Below are 17813 nucleotides of genomic sequence, written 5' to 3' on the forward strand. Positions count from 1 at the left end.
ATATTAACATATAGGTTTTTTATATATTGCTTCGTTCCATAATCGGTTAAATTCTTGTGTATATTTTTTTGTAATATCTGGCCGGTTACGCAAGTAAATTACATTTTCTGCATTATGAGATGCAGCATTTTTTGTATAATTAAATGATCCTGTTTCAATTGAATGACTATCAATAATCATAAATTTATTATGCATAATTATATATTTATTATTAAATTTAACAGGAACACAATGATTAGTTAGATAAGTTACCGCAGTATATTTTCTACTATTTGATTTATTATCAACAACTACACGTATATTAATACCTTTTTGTTGAGCCTTAATAAGGGCTAATGCAATTTGTTTACTGGTAAAAGAATAAATCGCAATATCAATTGAAGTTTTAGCCTCTTTAATTGCCATTAAAACTATGTCTTTTGCCACCCTTCCTGGTGAAAAACCGACTTCTACGTCTTGTGTATCTACGCTAGTTGAGAGATAAAATATGAAAATTAGAAATAGTAAAAAAATTGTAACGATTACTTGTATTGGTCGATTCATCTTTAGTAATACCTAAATAATAAGAATCGTTATTCTTTTCTTATTAACCAAAACTACAAAGAATTGATAAAAGTATATTATTTAGCAAAAACCTTATCGTAATGATCTTCATGTATACTATTAGTAAAACTACATAAAAAGTATAGTTATTCTATACTATGAAATATCTATTAAGATAGTAATAGATAATAGTATCTCTGTATTATTAGCAGTAAAAATAATTTCCTTTGATTTATATACAATATAAAAAATACGAATATAATAATATATTATATATTACTAATTATAATATATAATACAAATTGTAACTAATATTTGCTAGTTATAATTTGTATTATTTTACCTACTTTTATTTTATTATTATAATGTATTTATTATTTATATAACATTATATATTTTATATAAAATATTATATAATTCATTAATATAAATTATTAAATAAATATTATTATTTAGAAATAGTAAAGTTACTGAGAATACAGCGAAATAAAATAACTAAATAGTTTTAAACTAGAAAACACTAGTAAAATAAGATTTTAACTAAATAAATAAAACTAACCTATTATATTCTCTAATTGGGATACGATATAACAAGAATCATTATGAGTAGTTATTTACTATAAACTATCCTCGTTCTTTTTTTAATAAAGTTAATATAAATATTATTGTAGCACAAAGAACAACAGAAGGACCTGCTGGGGTATCATAGCAAGCTGAAAAAGCAAGACCACCACTAACTGATAATATACCAATAAGGATTGCAATACCTGCCATTTGTTCTGGTGTACGTGCAAATCGGCGAGCAGCAGCAGTAGGAATAAGCAACAAAGAAGTAATGATTAATACACCAATAAACTTCATTGATAACCCTATAGTTAGTGCAGTAATTAGCATTAACAATACCTTAGTTCGCTTTAGATTAACACCATCAACATGAGCTAGTTCAGGACTAATAGTAATTGATAGTAATGCTGGCCATTGCCAATAAAGTAGTGCTAATACTATTACGACTCCGTTAGCAATAAGCCAAACATCACCAAATGTTGCTGATAGTAAATCACCAAATAGATAGGTCATAAAATCAACTCGCATATTAGACATTAAACTAACTACTACTAACCCGAGAGATAATGTGCTATGAGCTAGAATCCCGAGTAAAGTATCAATAGCAAGTTGTAGTTTATATTCTAACCAGACTAACGCTAGTGCCAACACTAAAGTAATAATAATAACTGTGTAAAATACATTAATATTTAATAACAAACCAAAAGCTACACCAAGTAAAGAAGCATGAGCAAGAGTATCACCAAAATAAGACATTCGGCGCCACACGACAAAAGAACCTAATGGTCCAGCTGCTACTGCTAACAAGATGCCAGTTAACCAACCTGGTAAAAGTAATTTAATCATTAGTTACAGTTCCAATCTTGTAATTAAATCTATGGGTATGTAAATTTTTGGTTATGATGATGACGATAAATAGCTAGTTGTTTTGCACCACTGTTACCAAACATAGTAATAAATTCAGGATGCATAGAAACTACTTCAGGTGTACCAGAACAGCAGATGTGTTGATTAAGACATAGTACTTCATCAGTTTTAGCCATGACTAAATGTAAATCATGTGATACCATTAATATCGTACAGCCTAACTCCTTTCTTAATTGTTCGATTAAAGCATACAGCGCTAACTGCCCATTAATATCAATTCCTTGTGCTGGCTCATCCAGTACTAATAATTGGGGTTTATTTAGTAATGCCCTGGCGAGTAAGACTCGCTGATTTTCACCACCAGATAGTTTTTGCATTGGACTTTCTAATAAATGAGCAGCTTGAAAACGACTTAGTGCAGATAAAATATCTGTGTGTTTTCTTTTTAACTTTAGACCAGCTGATTTTAAGCACATAAAACGGTTAACAGTTAAAGGTAAACTAGCATCTAAATGTAGTTTCTGAGGCACGTAACCAATACATAAAGCAGGTTGACGAATTAATGTACCACTAGTTGGTGAAATAAGCCCAAGCACTAATCGAACTAAAGTTGATTTACCTGCTCCATTTGGACCAAGTAACGTAAGTAACTTACCTGTTCGCAGAGAAAAGGAAATATTGCTAAGTATCTGTCGACCACCTAAAGTTATGGATATTTTATTTAGAGCTATTAGTGTAGACATGATTATTATGTTTAGTAAATAGACCTGTTACGTAAAAAAATCTAATAAATTTAATATATAATATTACACTTTATCCTCTAAAATGATGAGAGAATTTAACTAATGTTACAGAAAAAAAATAAATCACAATACTGCTCTATATTAACTAATTATGCTATATTATCATTTATTTTATTTGTAATTGTCTCCTCTAGTCAGGTTTTTGCTGCAATTGTTACTTCAATACGTCCGTTAGGTTTTATTGTAGCGGCTATTACAGAGGGAGTTATATCAACAGAAATTCAAGTTCTCTTACCAGATGGTGCCTCACCTCATAATTATGCTTTATGCCCATCTGATTTACAGCGCTTACATGATGCAGATTTAGTTGTTTGGGTTGGTATGGAAATGGAAGCTTTTCTTAGTAAACCACTAATGAAAGTAGCTACTAACAAACAGATTGCCATTGCGCCATTAGCTAAGGTTGCTGGACTACTAATGACTAGTAATCAACATGATCAATCTACTAATAATTATCAATACCATGATTACCAAACAATTAACCCATTTACTATTGCTAAACATTATAATCATAATAATTATGATATGCATGTTTGGTTATCACCTAAAATAGCAAGACTAGCTGCAATTACTATTCATAATAATTTATTAAAACTTATGCCGCAAAAAAAAAATAAACTAGACGCAAACCTACGTCAATTTAAATATAAATTAGCACAAAGTGAAAAAAATATTGCTAGTATACTTAATCCTATACGTAGTAAAGGTTATTTTGTTTTTCACGATGCCTATGGCTATTTTGAGAAACAGTTTAGTTTAGTACCATTAGGACATTTTACTGTCAATCTTGCCATACCTCCTGGTGCACGACGATTATATCAAATAAAAACACAATTAATTAAACGAAAAGCAGTATGTATTTTTACTGAGTCACAGTTTAAGCCAGCTATAATTAATACTATTACTAAGGATATAAATATACGAATAGGTAATCTAGATCCATTAGGTAATGGTATTAAATTAAGTAAGGATAGTTATATAAAATTTTTATTTCAATTATCAAAGCAATATGTAAGCTGCCTAGAATGAAGCTTATAAGGATAAATATCAGTGCAGCAGATAGCTAAAACTATCATTCTGGCGTATAATACGTTATTTCGCCTTCATTATATAATATTATGGTCTTTAATTCTAATTATATTAGCCTTAATATTTTGGCAGCCTACATTTTATTATTTAAAAAATAATTCTATTATTCCAAATCTTACTCAATCACTCTTATTACTTCCTGAAGTAAATAAGACTTTTAATCAAACATTATCTAATGATAATGTCTCACAAAATAAAATTATTAGTAAGTTTCCTAATAAAACTAGTTTGCATGAATATATTATTTCAGCGGGTGATACCTTAGGTGGTATACTAATACAATATGGTATTGATATAGCTGATATTTCTTTACTAACTTCACAATATCATGATTTATGTAACCTAAAAATAGGTCAACAAATTTCCTGGTTTGTAAATAAAAAGGGTAATCTACAGCAAGTTCTATGGGAAGTTTCGCGCCATGAAACACGTACTTATGATCGTATTGGCAATAACTTTAAGGAAAAGAAAATTTTACAACAAAGTAAACGGCAAAGTAGTGTACTAAGCGGTCATCTTATAGGTAATTTTTTTGATAGCGCGAAAAATGCAGGATTAAATCCTATTGAAATACATGCAGTAACTAAAGTATTACAGTGGCAATTAGATTTAAATAAATTACATGAGGGTGATCATTTTTCTGTGTTGATATCTCGTGAAAAATTTGGTACTCATAATAAACAAAGTCATTTACTAGGAGCATGGATACATTCCGAAGATAAGGATTATTACGCTATTCGTGCTAATGATGGAAAATTTTACGATCATCTAGGCTATGGTTTAGAGCGTAGTTTTATGCGCTTTCCAACTATGAAACAATTTCGCATTTCTTCTGGCTTTAATCCACGACGCCTTAATCCTATGACTGGGCGTATTGCCCCTCATAAAGGGGTAGATTTTGCTATGCCAATAGGAACACCAGTATTAGCTGTAGGTGATGGTTATGTATTAGTAGCAAAATGTAGCAGAGTAGCAGGAAACTATGTGGTTATCCGCCATGGTCATAAGTACATTACTCGCTATATGCATTTAAAAAAATTTCTAGTTGAACCTAGACAAAAAGTAAAAAGAGGTGATCGTATTGCTTTATCTGGTAATACTGGGCGTTCCACTGGTCCTCATTTACATTATGAATTATGGTTAAATCAACAGGCTGTTAATCCTGTTACCATAAAATTACCGCATTCCAAAAAACTTAGCTCTCAAAATCGTCGTGCATATATGATGATAGTAAAACAGGTAGCGTCACAACTAACTACATATTAATTAATAAACTTTTATGTAAATATAGAGTTTTCTAAATGTATAAAAAAAAGGAACAATATAAAAAGAAGAGCACAAACTCAAGTTTTATTCCGCGTTTTCAAAAAATATTTCTACATCCCCGTTATTGGATAATTTGGTTTGGTATTGGGTTACTTATTATTATAGCTTATACCCCAGCTAAAATACGTGATCCATTTTGGGCAGGAATTGGTCGTTTCATTGGTAAATTAGCTAAAAATGCACGTCGACGAGCACATATTAACCTTATTTATTGTATGCCTCAAATGGATAAAAAACAACGTGAACAACTGATTGATAATATGTTTGCTACAGCAGCACAGCCCATGACAATGTTAGCTGAATTATATTTTCGAGGTACTCGATCCATAAACTCACGTGTACATTGGCATGGTAGGGAAATATTAGATTATGCACAAGAACAAGGGCGCAACATAATTTTTTTAGTTCCTCATACCTGGGCAATAGATATACCAGCAATGTTGCTAGCTGCTGAAGACAAACCTATTACAGTTGTTTTTCATCATCAACGTAACTTGCTTGTCAATTACTTATGGAATAAAGCAAGATTGTGTTTTGGCGGTCGTCTTCATGCGCGAGAAAAAGGTATCAAACCATTTATTTCCTCAGTACGTCAAGGGTTTTGGGGATATTATTCTCCAGATGAGGATTATGGCGCCAATAAAAGTGAATTCGTTGATTTTTTTGCTACTTATAAAGCAACATTACCAACTATTGGTTCTCTAATGAAAATATGTCAGGCAACTATTGTACCAATGTTACCTGTATATAATTACTACAAACATCGTTTAGATATTTATATACATCCTCCGATGAATGATTTAACACAAGCAGATAACCACTACATTGCTCGCAGGATGAATGAAGAGATTGAAGCATTAGTTAGTCCATACCTAGAACAGTACATCTGGATACTTAAATTAATTAAAACTCGTAAGCAAGGTGAAATAGATCCTTATACACGTAAGGACCTATAAATAACTTTACTATTTTATTATAACAAACCTAGTAATAAATAGAATATTTAAACAACCACTTTCTAATCCTCCAAACTTAAATTTTTTAGGTACATTAGAAATATAAAAGGCATAAAAATATAAAAAGCTGTGTTTATTAGATTATAAAGATAAACTAAAATACCCTAAAAATATTTTAAAAAAATAATTTCTTAAGAAAGAAAATGTTTATAACAAATAGAGCAAGAAAAAATTTAGCTAGAAGTAAATACTATATACTAGTTAATGCTATTAGGTAATAAAATTTCTTTTTCTACTATATGTAATAGAGTTATTATCTTATATTTATTGATATTTTTATGTAAAATTTTTTTATACTATAAAAAGAGGTGTTTTATAATGATAAGCTAAAGCAGAAGGGGGGGGTTATTACCCTATAGTGTTTTTGATAGTATTTACTGAAATATTTCTATTTATTAACAAGGAGGATAAATATGGCGGTAATCAATACACCTCTAGCTTGTAATTTAGTTATTTTTGGTGCTAAGGGTGATTTAGCACGTCGAAAACTACTACCTTCTCTTTATCAATTAGAAAAAACGAAACACCTTCATCCAGATACTAGAATCATTGGTGTGGCTCGCATTAACTGGAATAAAGCAACCTATATTGAAGAAATGAAAAAAGCTCTTGAACAATTTATGAGAGAAAAACTAGATAATCATTTTTGGTATAAACTTAGTGCTAGATTAGATTTCTGTCATCTTGATATCGATAACTTAGAGAATTTTAGAAAATTAAGTATAATGCTTGATCAAAAAAAATATACTATTTTATATTATTTTGCTATGCCACCTAATACTTTTGGTACTATTTGTAAAGGGTTAGGTCAGGCCGGATTAAATAAAAAATCAAGCCGAGTAGTAATGGAAAAACCATTAGGAAATAATTTAACATCATCACAAGTAATTAATAACCAAGTTGCTGAATATTTTGATGAATCTCAGGTTTATCGTATTGATCACTATTTAGGTAAAGAAACAGTACTCAATTTATTAGCTTTACGATTTTCTAACTCATTATTTATTTCAAATTGGGATAACCGTACCATTGATCATGTGCAAATTACTATTGCTGAAGAAGTAGGTATTGAAGGACGCTGGGGGTATTTTGAAAATGCAGGACAAATGCGTGATATGGTGCAAAATCATCTGCTACAGATACTTACTATGATTGCTATGTCACCTTCTGCTGATCTTAGCGCTGACCGTATTCGTGATGAAAAAGTAAAAATACTACGTTCATTACGCCGAATTAATCATAGTAACGTACGTAACACTACAGTCCGTGGTCAATACACTACTGGGTTTGTACAAGGAGAAAAAGTACCAGGATATCTAGAAGAAGAAGGCGCTAATAAAGATAGTTTAACTGAAACTTTTGTCTCAATTCGTGTTGATATTGATAATTGGCGTTGGGCTGGTGTACCTTTTTATCTACGTACCGGAAAACGTCTACCAACTAAATATTCTGAAGTTGTCGTTTATTTTAAAAATCCAGTAATTAATTTATTTTGTGAATCTTATCAACAACTGCCACAAAATAAATTAATTATTCGTTTACAACCTGATGAAGGTATTGAAATACAAGTACTTAATAAAATACCTGGTTTAGAACATAAGCATCGGTTACAAACTACTAAGCTTGATTTAAGTTTTTCAGAAACATTCCGTCAAAAGCATATTGCTGATGCCTATGAACGTTTACTTCTAGAATTTATGCGTGGTATTCAAGCTTTATTTGTTCGTCGTGATGAAGTTGAAGAAGCCTGGAAATGGGTTGATTCTATCATGGATGCTTGGCAGGCAGACAATGAAGCGCCTAAACCATATCAAGCAGGCACTTGGGGGCCAATTGCTTCTATTGATATGATTACGCGTGATGGCCGCTTATGGAATGAATGTCCTAAAGAATCTATTAAAAATTATCATCAACAAAGTTCTATGACCTGACAGATAATTTATAATAAATGGTAGGTATCAACACAAATGATTATTTTTTTAATTTATATTAATTTTAGTAATATATAGTATAAGCAACAAATAAAATTATTAATACTAACAAATAGTTAGTGATAAAATTAGTACTAAATAAGAAAAAACTTTTACTTATTTAGTACTAGTACTATAAATAAATTATAAAGTTATTACTTTTATTATATTAATAATATTATAAAATTAACTATATAAGTAAAATCTTTCTATCATTACTAATATGGTAATTTTAAGTTTTTAACTAATGTTATTAAAAAATCAATTAAATAACTTTATTCTAGAATATCTAGATTAATAAAAACTTACGAGCATAATCAGATAAAGAGTATACTTAAACAACTAATAAATTTATATTATTAGTCATTTAAAATATAGAATGTTAATATAAATATTTATTCTTAAATCTTAGGAAATAGACTTTCTATCAGTTAATTAAAGTTAATATTACTATCTATTAATATTTAGTTAACATATATTATATATTAAAGAAAAAATAACTTTAGTCTATATATAAACAATAATATATTTTATTATAGAAAATAATAATCTAAAGTAGTAAATTAAGCAAATTAAACATTACTTAGTATTAATAAAATTATTACTAAATAGATATAATCGTGTTTTCACTTAGTATAGAGAACTATTCTAATACTTATTAACATAGGATATTCAATATCTAGCGGAAGAATTTGAAGTATCTATCACGTATTAAGGTATATTAAATTTTGCTATAAAATTTAGTATAGACTCTATAATTTACGTTTTAGTAACTAGAATATGTACTAATTTGCTAAGCATCACTAAGGAATGTATTAATTATTAATGTTTTTAATTATAATGTTAATAACAATATTTTCTATATCTAAAATATCTTAAAGTAGTGGTTATTATTACGGGTAATATGTATTCTATAAATACTAGAATATCCAAGATATAACATTAAAAATTAAAGTAGTATTTTAAACTTTCCTACTTGTTTTTTAAATTTAAAATTTTATCGAATATAAATTCGATTAAATTAAAATACTTTGTGTAAATTAATAATGCAATATTATCTTTATATTTTTTATAACTTTATTTAAATTAAATCATAAAAATGATATTATAAAAATTTATTTCAACCTATTTAATATAGTTTTATATATAATAGTTTTTTATTATTGAGGTGACGTGTTAATATTTAATGATAAATTAATTAATACTGATGAGTATGGTTATTTAACAAATAGTACAGATTGGTCTAAAATGTTAGCTCTGCTTTTAGCAGAGCAAGAGAATATAATTCTAACAGAATTACATTGGGAAATCATATACTTTATACGTGATTTTTACCAAAAATATAATATTTCACCTACAATTCGTATATTAGTCATTGCTATAAAACAAAAATTTGGTAAATTAAAAGGTAATAGCCGTTACTTATACCGTTTATTTCCTAAAGGTCCAGCAAAACAAGCAACTAAGATTGCTGGTTTACCTAAACCAATAAAATGTATTTAATCTACTATCATGTAAGTAATTGTTTTTATTAAAAATATTTTTAATATTAATATGTTATTAAATATTCTAAATTAAATTTTTTGCAAAATTATAGTTTATTATTCGAAGTTAAAATATAGCTATAAACCTAATATATATATATTTTAGTTAGCATGTATTCATTTAACTTATTAGTTAGTTATATTATTATTAGTATTAGATTATGTAATATTTTATTAGTAGTAAACTACTATTGAATGTGATATAAAAGTTTTATATTGCTTAATATTAATAAGTTGTTTTTTAGTATAGATACTAATATTATAACAATAATTCTTTATTTTACTCAGATCTAAGTAGCTCATAAGGTTAATTAACCTAATTAATTAACCTATATTATAGTTTAAATTAATATCATGTCTAGTTTAGACAATTAATAACACATGCAAAATTATTTAATAATATTAACTTAAATTTAATGTTATGTTACATGTAAAAGTAAATTAATAAAAAAAATCTTACTGCTATAACATCAAATTTACTAAGATATGCTAAAGGAAGCATTAACAATCTCTGAATTAAACTATAAAAGCGATATCACTTATAACTCACAGATATGTAGTAAACTATCACACTAGGTTAAATATGTTAAATACTAAATAATAATAAAAAGTATGTGGCTAAATAGAAAAAATTATTATTAAGTAGCTTTCTATTATAGTTTTTTATTTTCATTATGACTGATATGTAAGTTCAACTATATTACGAAAACATTTATATTAATACATGATAAATATCATGCTAATAAATACAAACCATTAGAACCGATAATTAAATGCATCTCTAATTCTTATGGACTACCTGAAATTAATTACTAGTAATTAACTATTTCTTATATATTTTAATAATCCTATAAAGAATAATATTAAATTATTGTATTTTTTAATTTTTTATTGTAATACTAGTTACAATATATGGTTTTTAACCATAAAAAATAATTTTAATAATACTAGATATATAACATTGAAATAACTTAAAAACTTAGATAACTCTTAAGTATTAAGGTATCTATAAGGTATATAATACTTCTATTATATTTTTATTTATATTCACAGCTACTTTAGGAAAATGATATTATTATAATTAATAGCACATAAATTTAGAGAATTTCAAATATTAAGGTAGTAGGACTTTTTATTTTAACTTAGAAACTAAGTATATAGTGTTAAATTTAATATTACAAAGATATAAAATATTTTATTATCTACTAAACCCACATAATAATTTTATTTATAATTATTTATACTAGTTATAATTTTAAATTTATACGCTAATTATTAGATAGCAGATTAATATTAACAGTACTTTCCAGTTATTTTTACTATTCATAGGTTATCACGGACTAAAATAGTAGCGAATAAGTATAGTGTATTTAATTAAGTGGTTAAATTTTTTATTAATTTTTAATTAATAAAATAGATATAGTATAAATGGCATAAGTTAATTATAAAAATAAATATCAATATATTTATATTGATATTTATTTTTATAAAATAATTTATTTTTACATAATAACTATATATTATGTAAAAATAAATTATTACTATATTATATATTAAATTACAAAGTCTTTACTAAAGAATTTTAAATAAAAAATTATTTAATTAAACCTATATCTATTAGATAAATAAATATAATTTATTAGAAATAACAGATATATTAGCTGATACTTATAATTATAAATTTACTAAACTATCGGGAGAGATTAATTTTTATTGCTAAATATATGTTCTATTTATAAGAAAGTATAGAAAAAATCTTTTATTTATTTATATATCAGGAGCTATTAAAAAACAGTATAATTATAATTATTTATTAGTATTAGTAGTTATATTGCCTCTTAAAGGGCAAATAAAAGTAACTAAAATATTTTTGTATAGCGTTATTACTTATGTAAACATAATATTTTAAATATAAATGTTACATAATTGCTAAAAATAATTCGCTAGATACTTTAATAGATAGTTATATAATAATATTAAATCTTAAAATTAAAAATTTTATGTTATCTATTGTAACTATGTATAGAAGAATTTTATTTAATCTCTAATATAAAGAAATATGATAAACATTATATTTTATGTAAATATCTTACTTTAAACAAGAAAGTGTGCAGAAGTACATGTAATTCACATTATTTATTATCTATACTCTTACATTCTAATAATAATATATTTAGAATTATTAAAAAGTCTGTCATTTTATTTTTTCTTACATTAATAAATAAAAATTAATAATTTAAATCACTAGCTATAATAATTACGTAACTACTCTATTTATTATTGTTATTTTTAATTATTATTTAACATAATTATTAATCTTCCCTAAATCTTGAATTATTGATTTACTATATGTTGATTTAATTAGTTTAGTAACAATTTTTTTGTTAAATACTATGATTTATTTTCTTTTGTATCATATAGCAATGTTTAATACATAAATCTATGTATTTATTTTTTTGTTATTTTATATAAAATTAAATTATTAACTTTTTATTTGTTATACATATAAAATAGAAAGAATTAATTTAAAAATCAACTTTATTTCTAATAAACTAAAAGTTTGTTAGAAAGATAGGGTCTAATATAAATTTATGAGTTTTATAAAGAATATAGAAAACCTTAAGTATGATTAACTTGAAATAATCCTTATATAGTAATCTTAAATTTTCTACTTTTATCTTCTAGTAGAATTTAATTTTGGTATAAGAAACTTAAAATAATAATAAATATATATTTTATACTATCTAAAGATAGAATGATTTTTATCATGAGCTTATCTATAATTTTATTATTTAATATAAAATTATTACTCATTAATTTTATATATTAAAATAGTTTTTAATATTTTTAAATATACCTATTATGTTATTATAATTTCATTTAATCATACATAATTTTATAAGAAATAAAAATTTTATTCTAGTATTTACCTTTTTATAAAAAATTACTATTTTTATTTTTTTAGTTACTAATTTAAAAAATTCATAAAAATCTGATAGAAAAATTACAATTACTGCAATAATAATTATTGTTATATTTAATTTAAATTTATTAATGTTGTTTCTTATTTATTATTATCTTAATTTTTTTCTACTTTCTAATATTTCTCTATTTATACTTAATTAAATATACTTTAAAGATTTATTCTATAATTTAATTGCTTAATTAAGTTTAATTAGTTACTTTTTAAAGATTATATAATTTATTTTTATCTAAGATGCTATATGTTAAGTTAATATATTTTTTTAATTAATAGTGAGACTTAGTAATAGTATTTTAGATAATAAAATATGTATTAAATAAGTTATGAGTAACAAAGAGAAAAATTAATATAAATAATTTAAGTGAGATAATTAATAACTATAATTACTTATCAATAGCTCTAAAATACAAATAAAAGATTAAAACTTATGTTTAAGAAATATTATTACTTAGTAGTGTTTTATTTATAAATTTTATTTATTTATTATGTTAATAAGTGCTAGTTTTAAATAACCTTAATAATAAAATTATTGTAAGTAATACTAATTTAAAATTATTTAAACTAAAATTTATTCAATAATTAGAATTCTTTAAAAAAATAGCAATAATCGTATATTGAACCTTAGAGATAGTTATAAATAGTGCATAGCTTTTATAAGCTAACACTATTAAGAATTAAACGCTATTTAATAAACAAACCTACTAAGACTAGTTAGTATTATAATTCTAATATAATGCTAACTAAAGTAACGATATAACTTTATATTAATTTATTTCTACGACTATAGAATAAAAATAATTAAAATAACGATAAAAGCTAAAATAACTAGAATAGAGACAGGATAAGTAGAAGAACTAGAAGATTTATAAAAAATAGTACAATATAATTAGTTAAAAAGTTCCTTAATAATAAAAAATTAATGATACCATAACTCTTGAATTAAATTACGAACACGAACTTTAGATGCAGTCGCAACTTGAGCAATAATACGATTAGCACTTAGTTCTGATACTTTAGTATTCCATTCATCAAATGAATGCTCTGAATAGCTATCGTTAAAAATTTTTTTTATTAATAATTCAGCTGTTGCCATTTCAGTAAAAATTTTAGTATTTACTAAACATTTAGCAATAATTGAAACCTTTTTTACAAATATTTGCTTCATAAAAAATTTTTTCACATTTTATCCTTAAATCTTATCATTCTATTTTATCATAATTAACATATACCTATTAACACATTCTAATTTTTTTAGAACCTATTATAAATCTTTTATGTTTTATACTAATGCTTCATTTTAAAAAAATAAATTTTAAATACTTATTTACTTTATTAAAACTACAATTTTATCTATTTTATTATTTAAATATAACTTAAAAAGATTAAGAATAATTTCTTATGAAATTATTCTATAGGATAAGCAGAATATGTTCTGTCTTGAATAAATTTTAGTATAGCTATTATAGCATCAGTTAGCTGCTGTAGTTGCGTAGGTTGAATAATATATGGAGGCATTAAATAAATTAACTTACCAAAAGGCCGGATCCATACTCCTTGTGCAACAAATTTACGTTGTACCTCTGCAACATTAATCATTTCCTTCATTTCTACTACACCAATAGCACCTAACACCCGAACATCTGCTACTATTTGCTGTTCCTTTAATGGTGATAATGCTTGCCATAAATGAGTTTCTATGTTTTGAACCTGTTGTTGCCAATGGTTCTGTGTTAATAAATCTAAGTTAGCATTTGCTACTGCACAAGCTACCGGATTAGCCATAAAAGTAGGGCCATGCATAAAACAACTAGCTTCACCCAAGCTAATAGTTTCAGCAATCTGGCGAGTAGTTAAAGTAGCAGCAAGCGTCATATAACCCCCGGTTAGCGCTTTTCCTAAGCAAAGGATATCTGGCTCAATAGCAGCATGTTCGCAGGCAAATAGTTTACCGCTACGTCCAAAGCCGGTAGCAATTTCATCAGCAATTAATATAATTTGGTATTGATTACAAAGTTTTCTTACTCTTTTAAATAATCTGGGTGATAGAAACGCATACCGCCAGCACCTTGTACAATAGGTTCAATAATAACTGCTGCAATTTCATTAGAGTAACATGTAATTATAGTTGTAAAATCACTAATATCTTGCTCATCCCAATTCTCTTGTGCATTACCTTCTTTAAAGCGAGATAGTGTTGGCGCTGTAGCAAATAAATTTTCTTTTAGATAGCCTGGATAAAGATGATGCATAGAATTTTGCGGATCACATACTGACATGGCAGCAAAAGTATCTCCATGATAGCTATGACGTAACGCCAATATATATTGGCGTTTCTCTCCTTTAGCTTGCCAATATTGTAATGCCATTTTTAATGCAACTTCTACCGCAACTGATCCTGAATCTGCTAAAAAACAGTTTGTAACGATTTAGCAGTAATATTTATTAACTTACGACATAGTGTAATTGCTGGCAGATGGGTAATGCCACCAAACATGACATGGGACATTTTTTTTAACTGTTTGCACATGGCATCATTCAGTATTGGATGATTATAACCATGAATGGCAGCCCACCATGAAGACATACCATCAATTAAATACTGATCATTATCTAAATATAATTTAACACCATTAGCAGCAATAACTGCATAACACGGAAGCGGATTGCTCATTGAAGTATAAGGGTGCCAGATATGACGCCGATCAAATACATAATCTTCAGGTTTAATAACATTCATATGTGAATAATAATATATAATTAGTTAATAGTATATTACCTGTACTTAAACTAATAAAAATATTACTTTGGAGACTCCCTAATAGAAAGCTATAAATAATGAATAATCTAATAAGCTAAAGTATTTTTTACTTAATTCCTACTAAAATTATATTTATTGCTTAGAATATCTGTAGTTAATATTTTACTTTATAATAATATTAGCGAGTATTTTGCTATTAGTAAAACATGACTATCCTGAAGATTGTAAATATTGCTTAAAATCATATATTATAAACTAAAAATAAAAATAAATTATTAATACAAGTTAAATAACACTAATAGTAATACGTACCACTAAAGTTATGAGTATTACTTATTTTATAGAAATTTTTTGAGAAAAACTTATAAAGTGCTGTGATATACTTACAATAAATGATCTAAAAAGTAAAAATTAGGAATGAAAACTATATAATACTAGGTAAATTAAATATTAATTAAGCTAAATATTTAGCTAATATTTATCTAGATCATTAAGATTACAATCTATATATTTCGCTTAAATTTTTTATAATAATATCATTATTATTTATGATTATCAATAATATTAGTATGACTATACTAAGAATGCAAGACTAGTATTAAATTTTATTATAATAACATTATCATCTTAGATAAAAAGTAGACTAACGTATTAGCTTACTAGAATAATTTATTATTCTAGCTACCATATAAATAACATACTTATTAATATACTTGTTAAAATAACAATAATAATAGTAGAAAGTAATTCAAATACATTTATTTTGTTTGTATCCATGTTATTTTAGTAGTAGATATAATAGAGACTATATATTTTATAATGGGAATTAATCCTATTTTTATAGCTAATATTTTTATAATAGCAAGTTTTATTAAAATAGTATCGGTAGTTATTTAGTAAATTAGATTGATATTTACATAAAAAATAAGATATCTACTAGAATAGTAATGTAAAAATTAAATAAAACTACAGTAATTGTATATTGTAACTATTTATTATACTAATTAGTTAAATTAAAAATTTACATTAAAAAATAATTATAATAAAGAGAAAAATTATAACATATAATTTAATAGTTATGACTGTGACAATATTATTAATTATATATAAACTTATACTAAAATTTAATAACATTAACTAACTAACTAACTAACTAACTAACTACTAACTAACTAACTAATTAGTTAGTTAAAGTGCTTACTATTTATTTTTAGCTATACGACTGATTATATTATTAGCTCTTCTTATTATTATTGAATATAATATATTAAACAATTAATTAAGTTATACTCTATTGTTAGAAATAGAGGTTAGTTTTAACTTGATATTAGATTTAATAACTATTCTATTTTTTAATTTTTTTATTTTAGGTTATATAGCCTGTTTAGTTTACTACTTATTAATCAAAAAAATTAGCCAAAGAGTTATTATTAGCATATTAGTACTAACTTACTACTACTTTATAAAAGTTATTCCTAGAAGTCTAATAAGTGAATATTTAAATATTCACCAGTTATTTGTTGATCTATAGATATAAAATATGGAATAATACCAATTAATGGAGCAGGAAGTAAAGTAATTAAGGTAGAGAGATATTCTTGCTGTCGCTTAGTCGTATGGTCAATATGATTAGCAATCCAACCTACTAGGTTTAAGCCAGCAATTTTAATTGCTTGTGCTGTAAGTAAAGCATGATTAATTGCCCCTAATTTTATACCAATTACTAATATTACAGGTAATGCTTCTTGTTTAACCCAATCAGCAAAGGTAATTTGTGTTGATAATGGTGTAAACCAACCACCTGCGCCTTCAATAACTAGCCAATTAGCTTTATTTTCTAGTTGCCGTAATCCTTGTGATAACTCAGTTAATTCAATAGTTCGTTTCTCTAGTTCACAAGCAATATGTGGTGATGTAGCTTCGATAAATATTAATGGATTAACCTGTGAATAGGCTAATTTCTGATTACTATTAGCTTGTAATGCTAGTGCATCACTATTACGTATACCTGCTGTTGTAGTTACTCCGCCAGAAGCTACGGGTTTATATCCAGCAGTATAATACCCATTTTTATTAGCTGCTTGTAATAATGCACAACTAGCAATAGTTTTGCCAATCCCAGTATCAGTACCAGTAATAAACCAGCGTTTAATCATTATAAATTACCCCGTAAATAAATTAATAACTAAGTATATAATACACTGGCTGCTATAGATGGATTAATTACCTAAATACAACTAAATATTAACATCTAGTTAACCCTATTTATTTATAAAATATTTATTGTACCTATATCCTATAGTAAACAAATTAGCTTAACTATTTTGTGTAAATTATAGATAATTATAAG

General features: G+C 25.5%; 10 protein-coding genes and 1 pseudogene. 5 read left to right on the forward strand and 6 right to left on the reverse strand.

All coding sequences use genetic code 11. The features are described 5' to 3' along the window. Window positions 1-3: 3 nt before the first annotated feature. The 3 genes from AB4W73_RS01950 to znuC form a co-directional block, all read right to left on the reverse strand. Window positions 4-543 (reverse strand): phospholipase D family protein, encoded by a 540-nt coding sequence (locus AB4W73_RS01950; RefSeq protein ID WP_367680181.1) that lies wholly within the window; start codon window positions 541-543, stop codon window positions 4-6. A gap of 624 nt (window positions 544-1167) precedes the next feature. Further along, the gene (gene znuB, locus AB4W73_RS01955; protein WP_367680182.1) at window positions 1168-1953 is read right to left on the reverse strand and encodes a zinc ABC transporter permease subunit ZnuB; all 786 of its coding nucleotides are present in this window, start codon (window positions 1951-1953) and stop codon (window positions 1168-1170) included. A 29-nt stretch (window positions 1954-1982) separates the two neighbouring features. Beyond that, on the reverse strand, window positions 1983-2717 hold the full coding sequence (znuC, locus tag AB4W73_RS01960) for a zinc ABC transporter ATP-binding protein ZnuC (protein WP_367680183.1): 735 nt from the start codon (window positions 2715-2717) through the stop codon (window positions 1983-1985). 102 nt (window positions 2718-2819) lie between these two features. Here znuC and znuA point away from each other — a divergent pair, with 102 nt between their 5' ends. From znuA to AB4W73_RS01985, 5 genes are all read left to right on the forward strand, one after another. Continuing rightward, window positions 2820-3806, forward strand: a complete 987-nt coding sequence (znuA, locus tag AB4W73_RS01965; RefSeq protein ID WP_367680184.1) for a zinc ABC transporter substrate-binding protein ZnuA — start codon at window positions 2820-2822, stop codon at window positions 3804-3806. A 21-nt stretch (window positions 3807-3827) separates the two neighbouring features. Beyond that, complete coding sequence (gene mepM / locus AB4W73_RS01970) at window positions 3828-5132, forward strand: murein DD-endopeptidase MepM (protein WP_367680185.1); 1305 nt, start codon at window positions 3828-3830, stop codon at window positions 5130-5132. 35 nt (window positions 5133-5167) lie between these two features. Then, a complete protein-coding gene (gene lpxM, locus AB4W73_RS01975) occupies window positions 5168-6148 on the forward strand; it encodes a lauroyl-Kdo(2)-lipid IV(A) myristoyltransferase (protein ID WP_367680186.1) in 981 nt (326 codons plus the stop codon). A gap of 473 nt (window positions 6149-6621) precedes the next feature. Then, window positions 6622-8139 (forward strand): glucose-6-phosphate dehydrogenase, encoded by a 1518-nt coding sequence (zwf, locus tag AB4W73_RS01980; RefSeq protein ID WP_367680187.1) that lies wholly within the window; start codon window positions 6622-6624, stop codon window positions 8137-8139. 1212 nt (window positions 8140-9351) lie between these two features. Then, window positions 9352-9681, forward strand: a complete 330-nt coding sequence (locus AB4W73_RS01985) for a TusE/DsrC/DsvC family sulfur relay protein (RefSeq protein ID WP_367680188.1) — start codon at window positions 9352-9354, stop codon at window positions 9679-9681. Window positions 9682-13621: 3940 nt separating this feature from the next. Here AB4W73_RS01985 and AB4W73_RS01990 read toward each other — a convergent pair. The 3 genes and pseudogenes from AB4W73_RS01990 to bioD form a co-directional block, all read right to left on the reverse strand. Next, window positions 13622-13870, reverse strand: coding sequence for a DNA-binding protein (locus AB4W73_RS01990; RefSeq protein WP_367680754.1), 249 nt, complete (start codon window positions 13868-13870; stop codon window positions 13622-13624). Between the two features lie 239 nt (window positions 13871-14109). Further along, window positions 14110-15433, reverse strand: a pseudogene (gene bioA, locus AB4W73_RS01995) (adenosylmethionine--8-amino-7-oxononanoate transaminase). A 1505-nt stretch (window positions 15434-16938) separates the two neighbouring features. Continuing rightward, a complete protein-coding gene (gene bioD, locus AB4W73_RS02000) occupies window positions 16939-17619 on the reverse strand; it encodes a dethiobiotin synthase (protein WP_367680189.1) in 681 nt (226 codons plus the stop codon). Window positions 17620-17813: the final 194 nt, after the last annotated feature.

It is taken from the genome of Candidatus Fukatsuia anoeciicola (genome assembly GCF_964059965.1).
In the GTDB taxonomy this organism is placed as follows: domain Bacteria; phylum Pseudomonadota; class Gammaproteobacteria; order Enterobacterales; family Enterobacteriaceae; genus Fukatsuia; species Fukatsuia anoeciicola.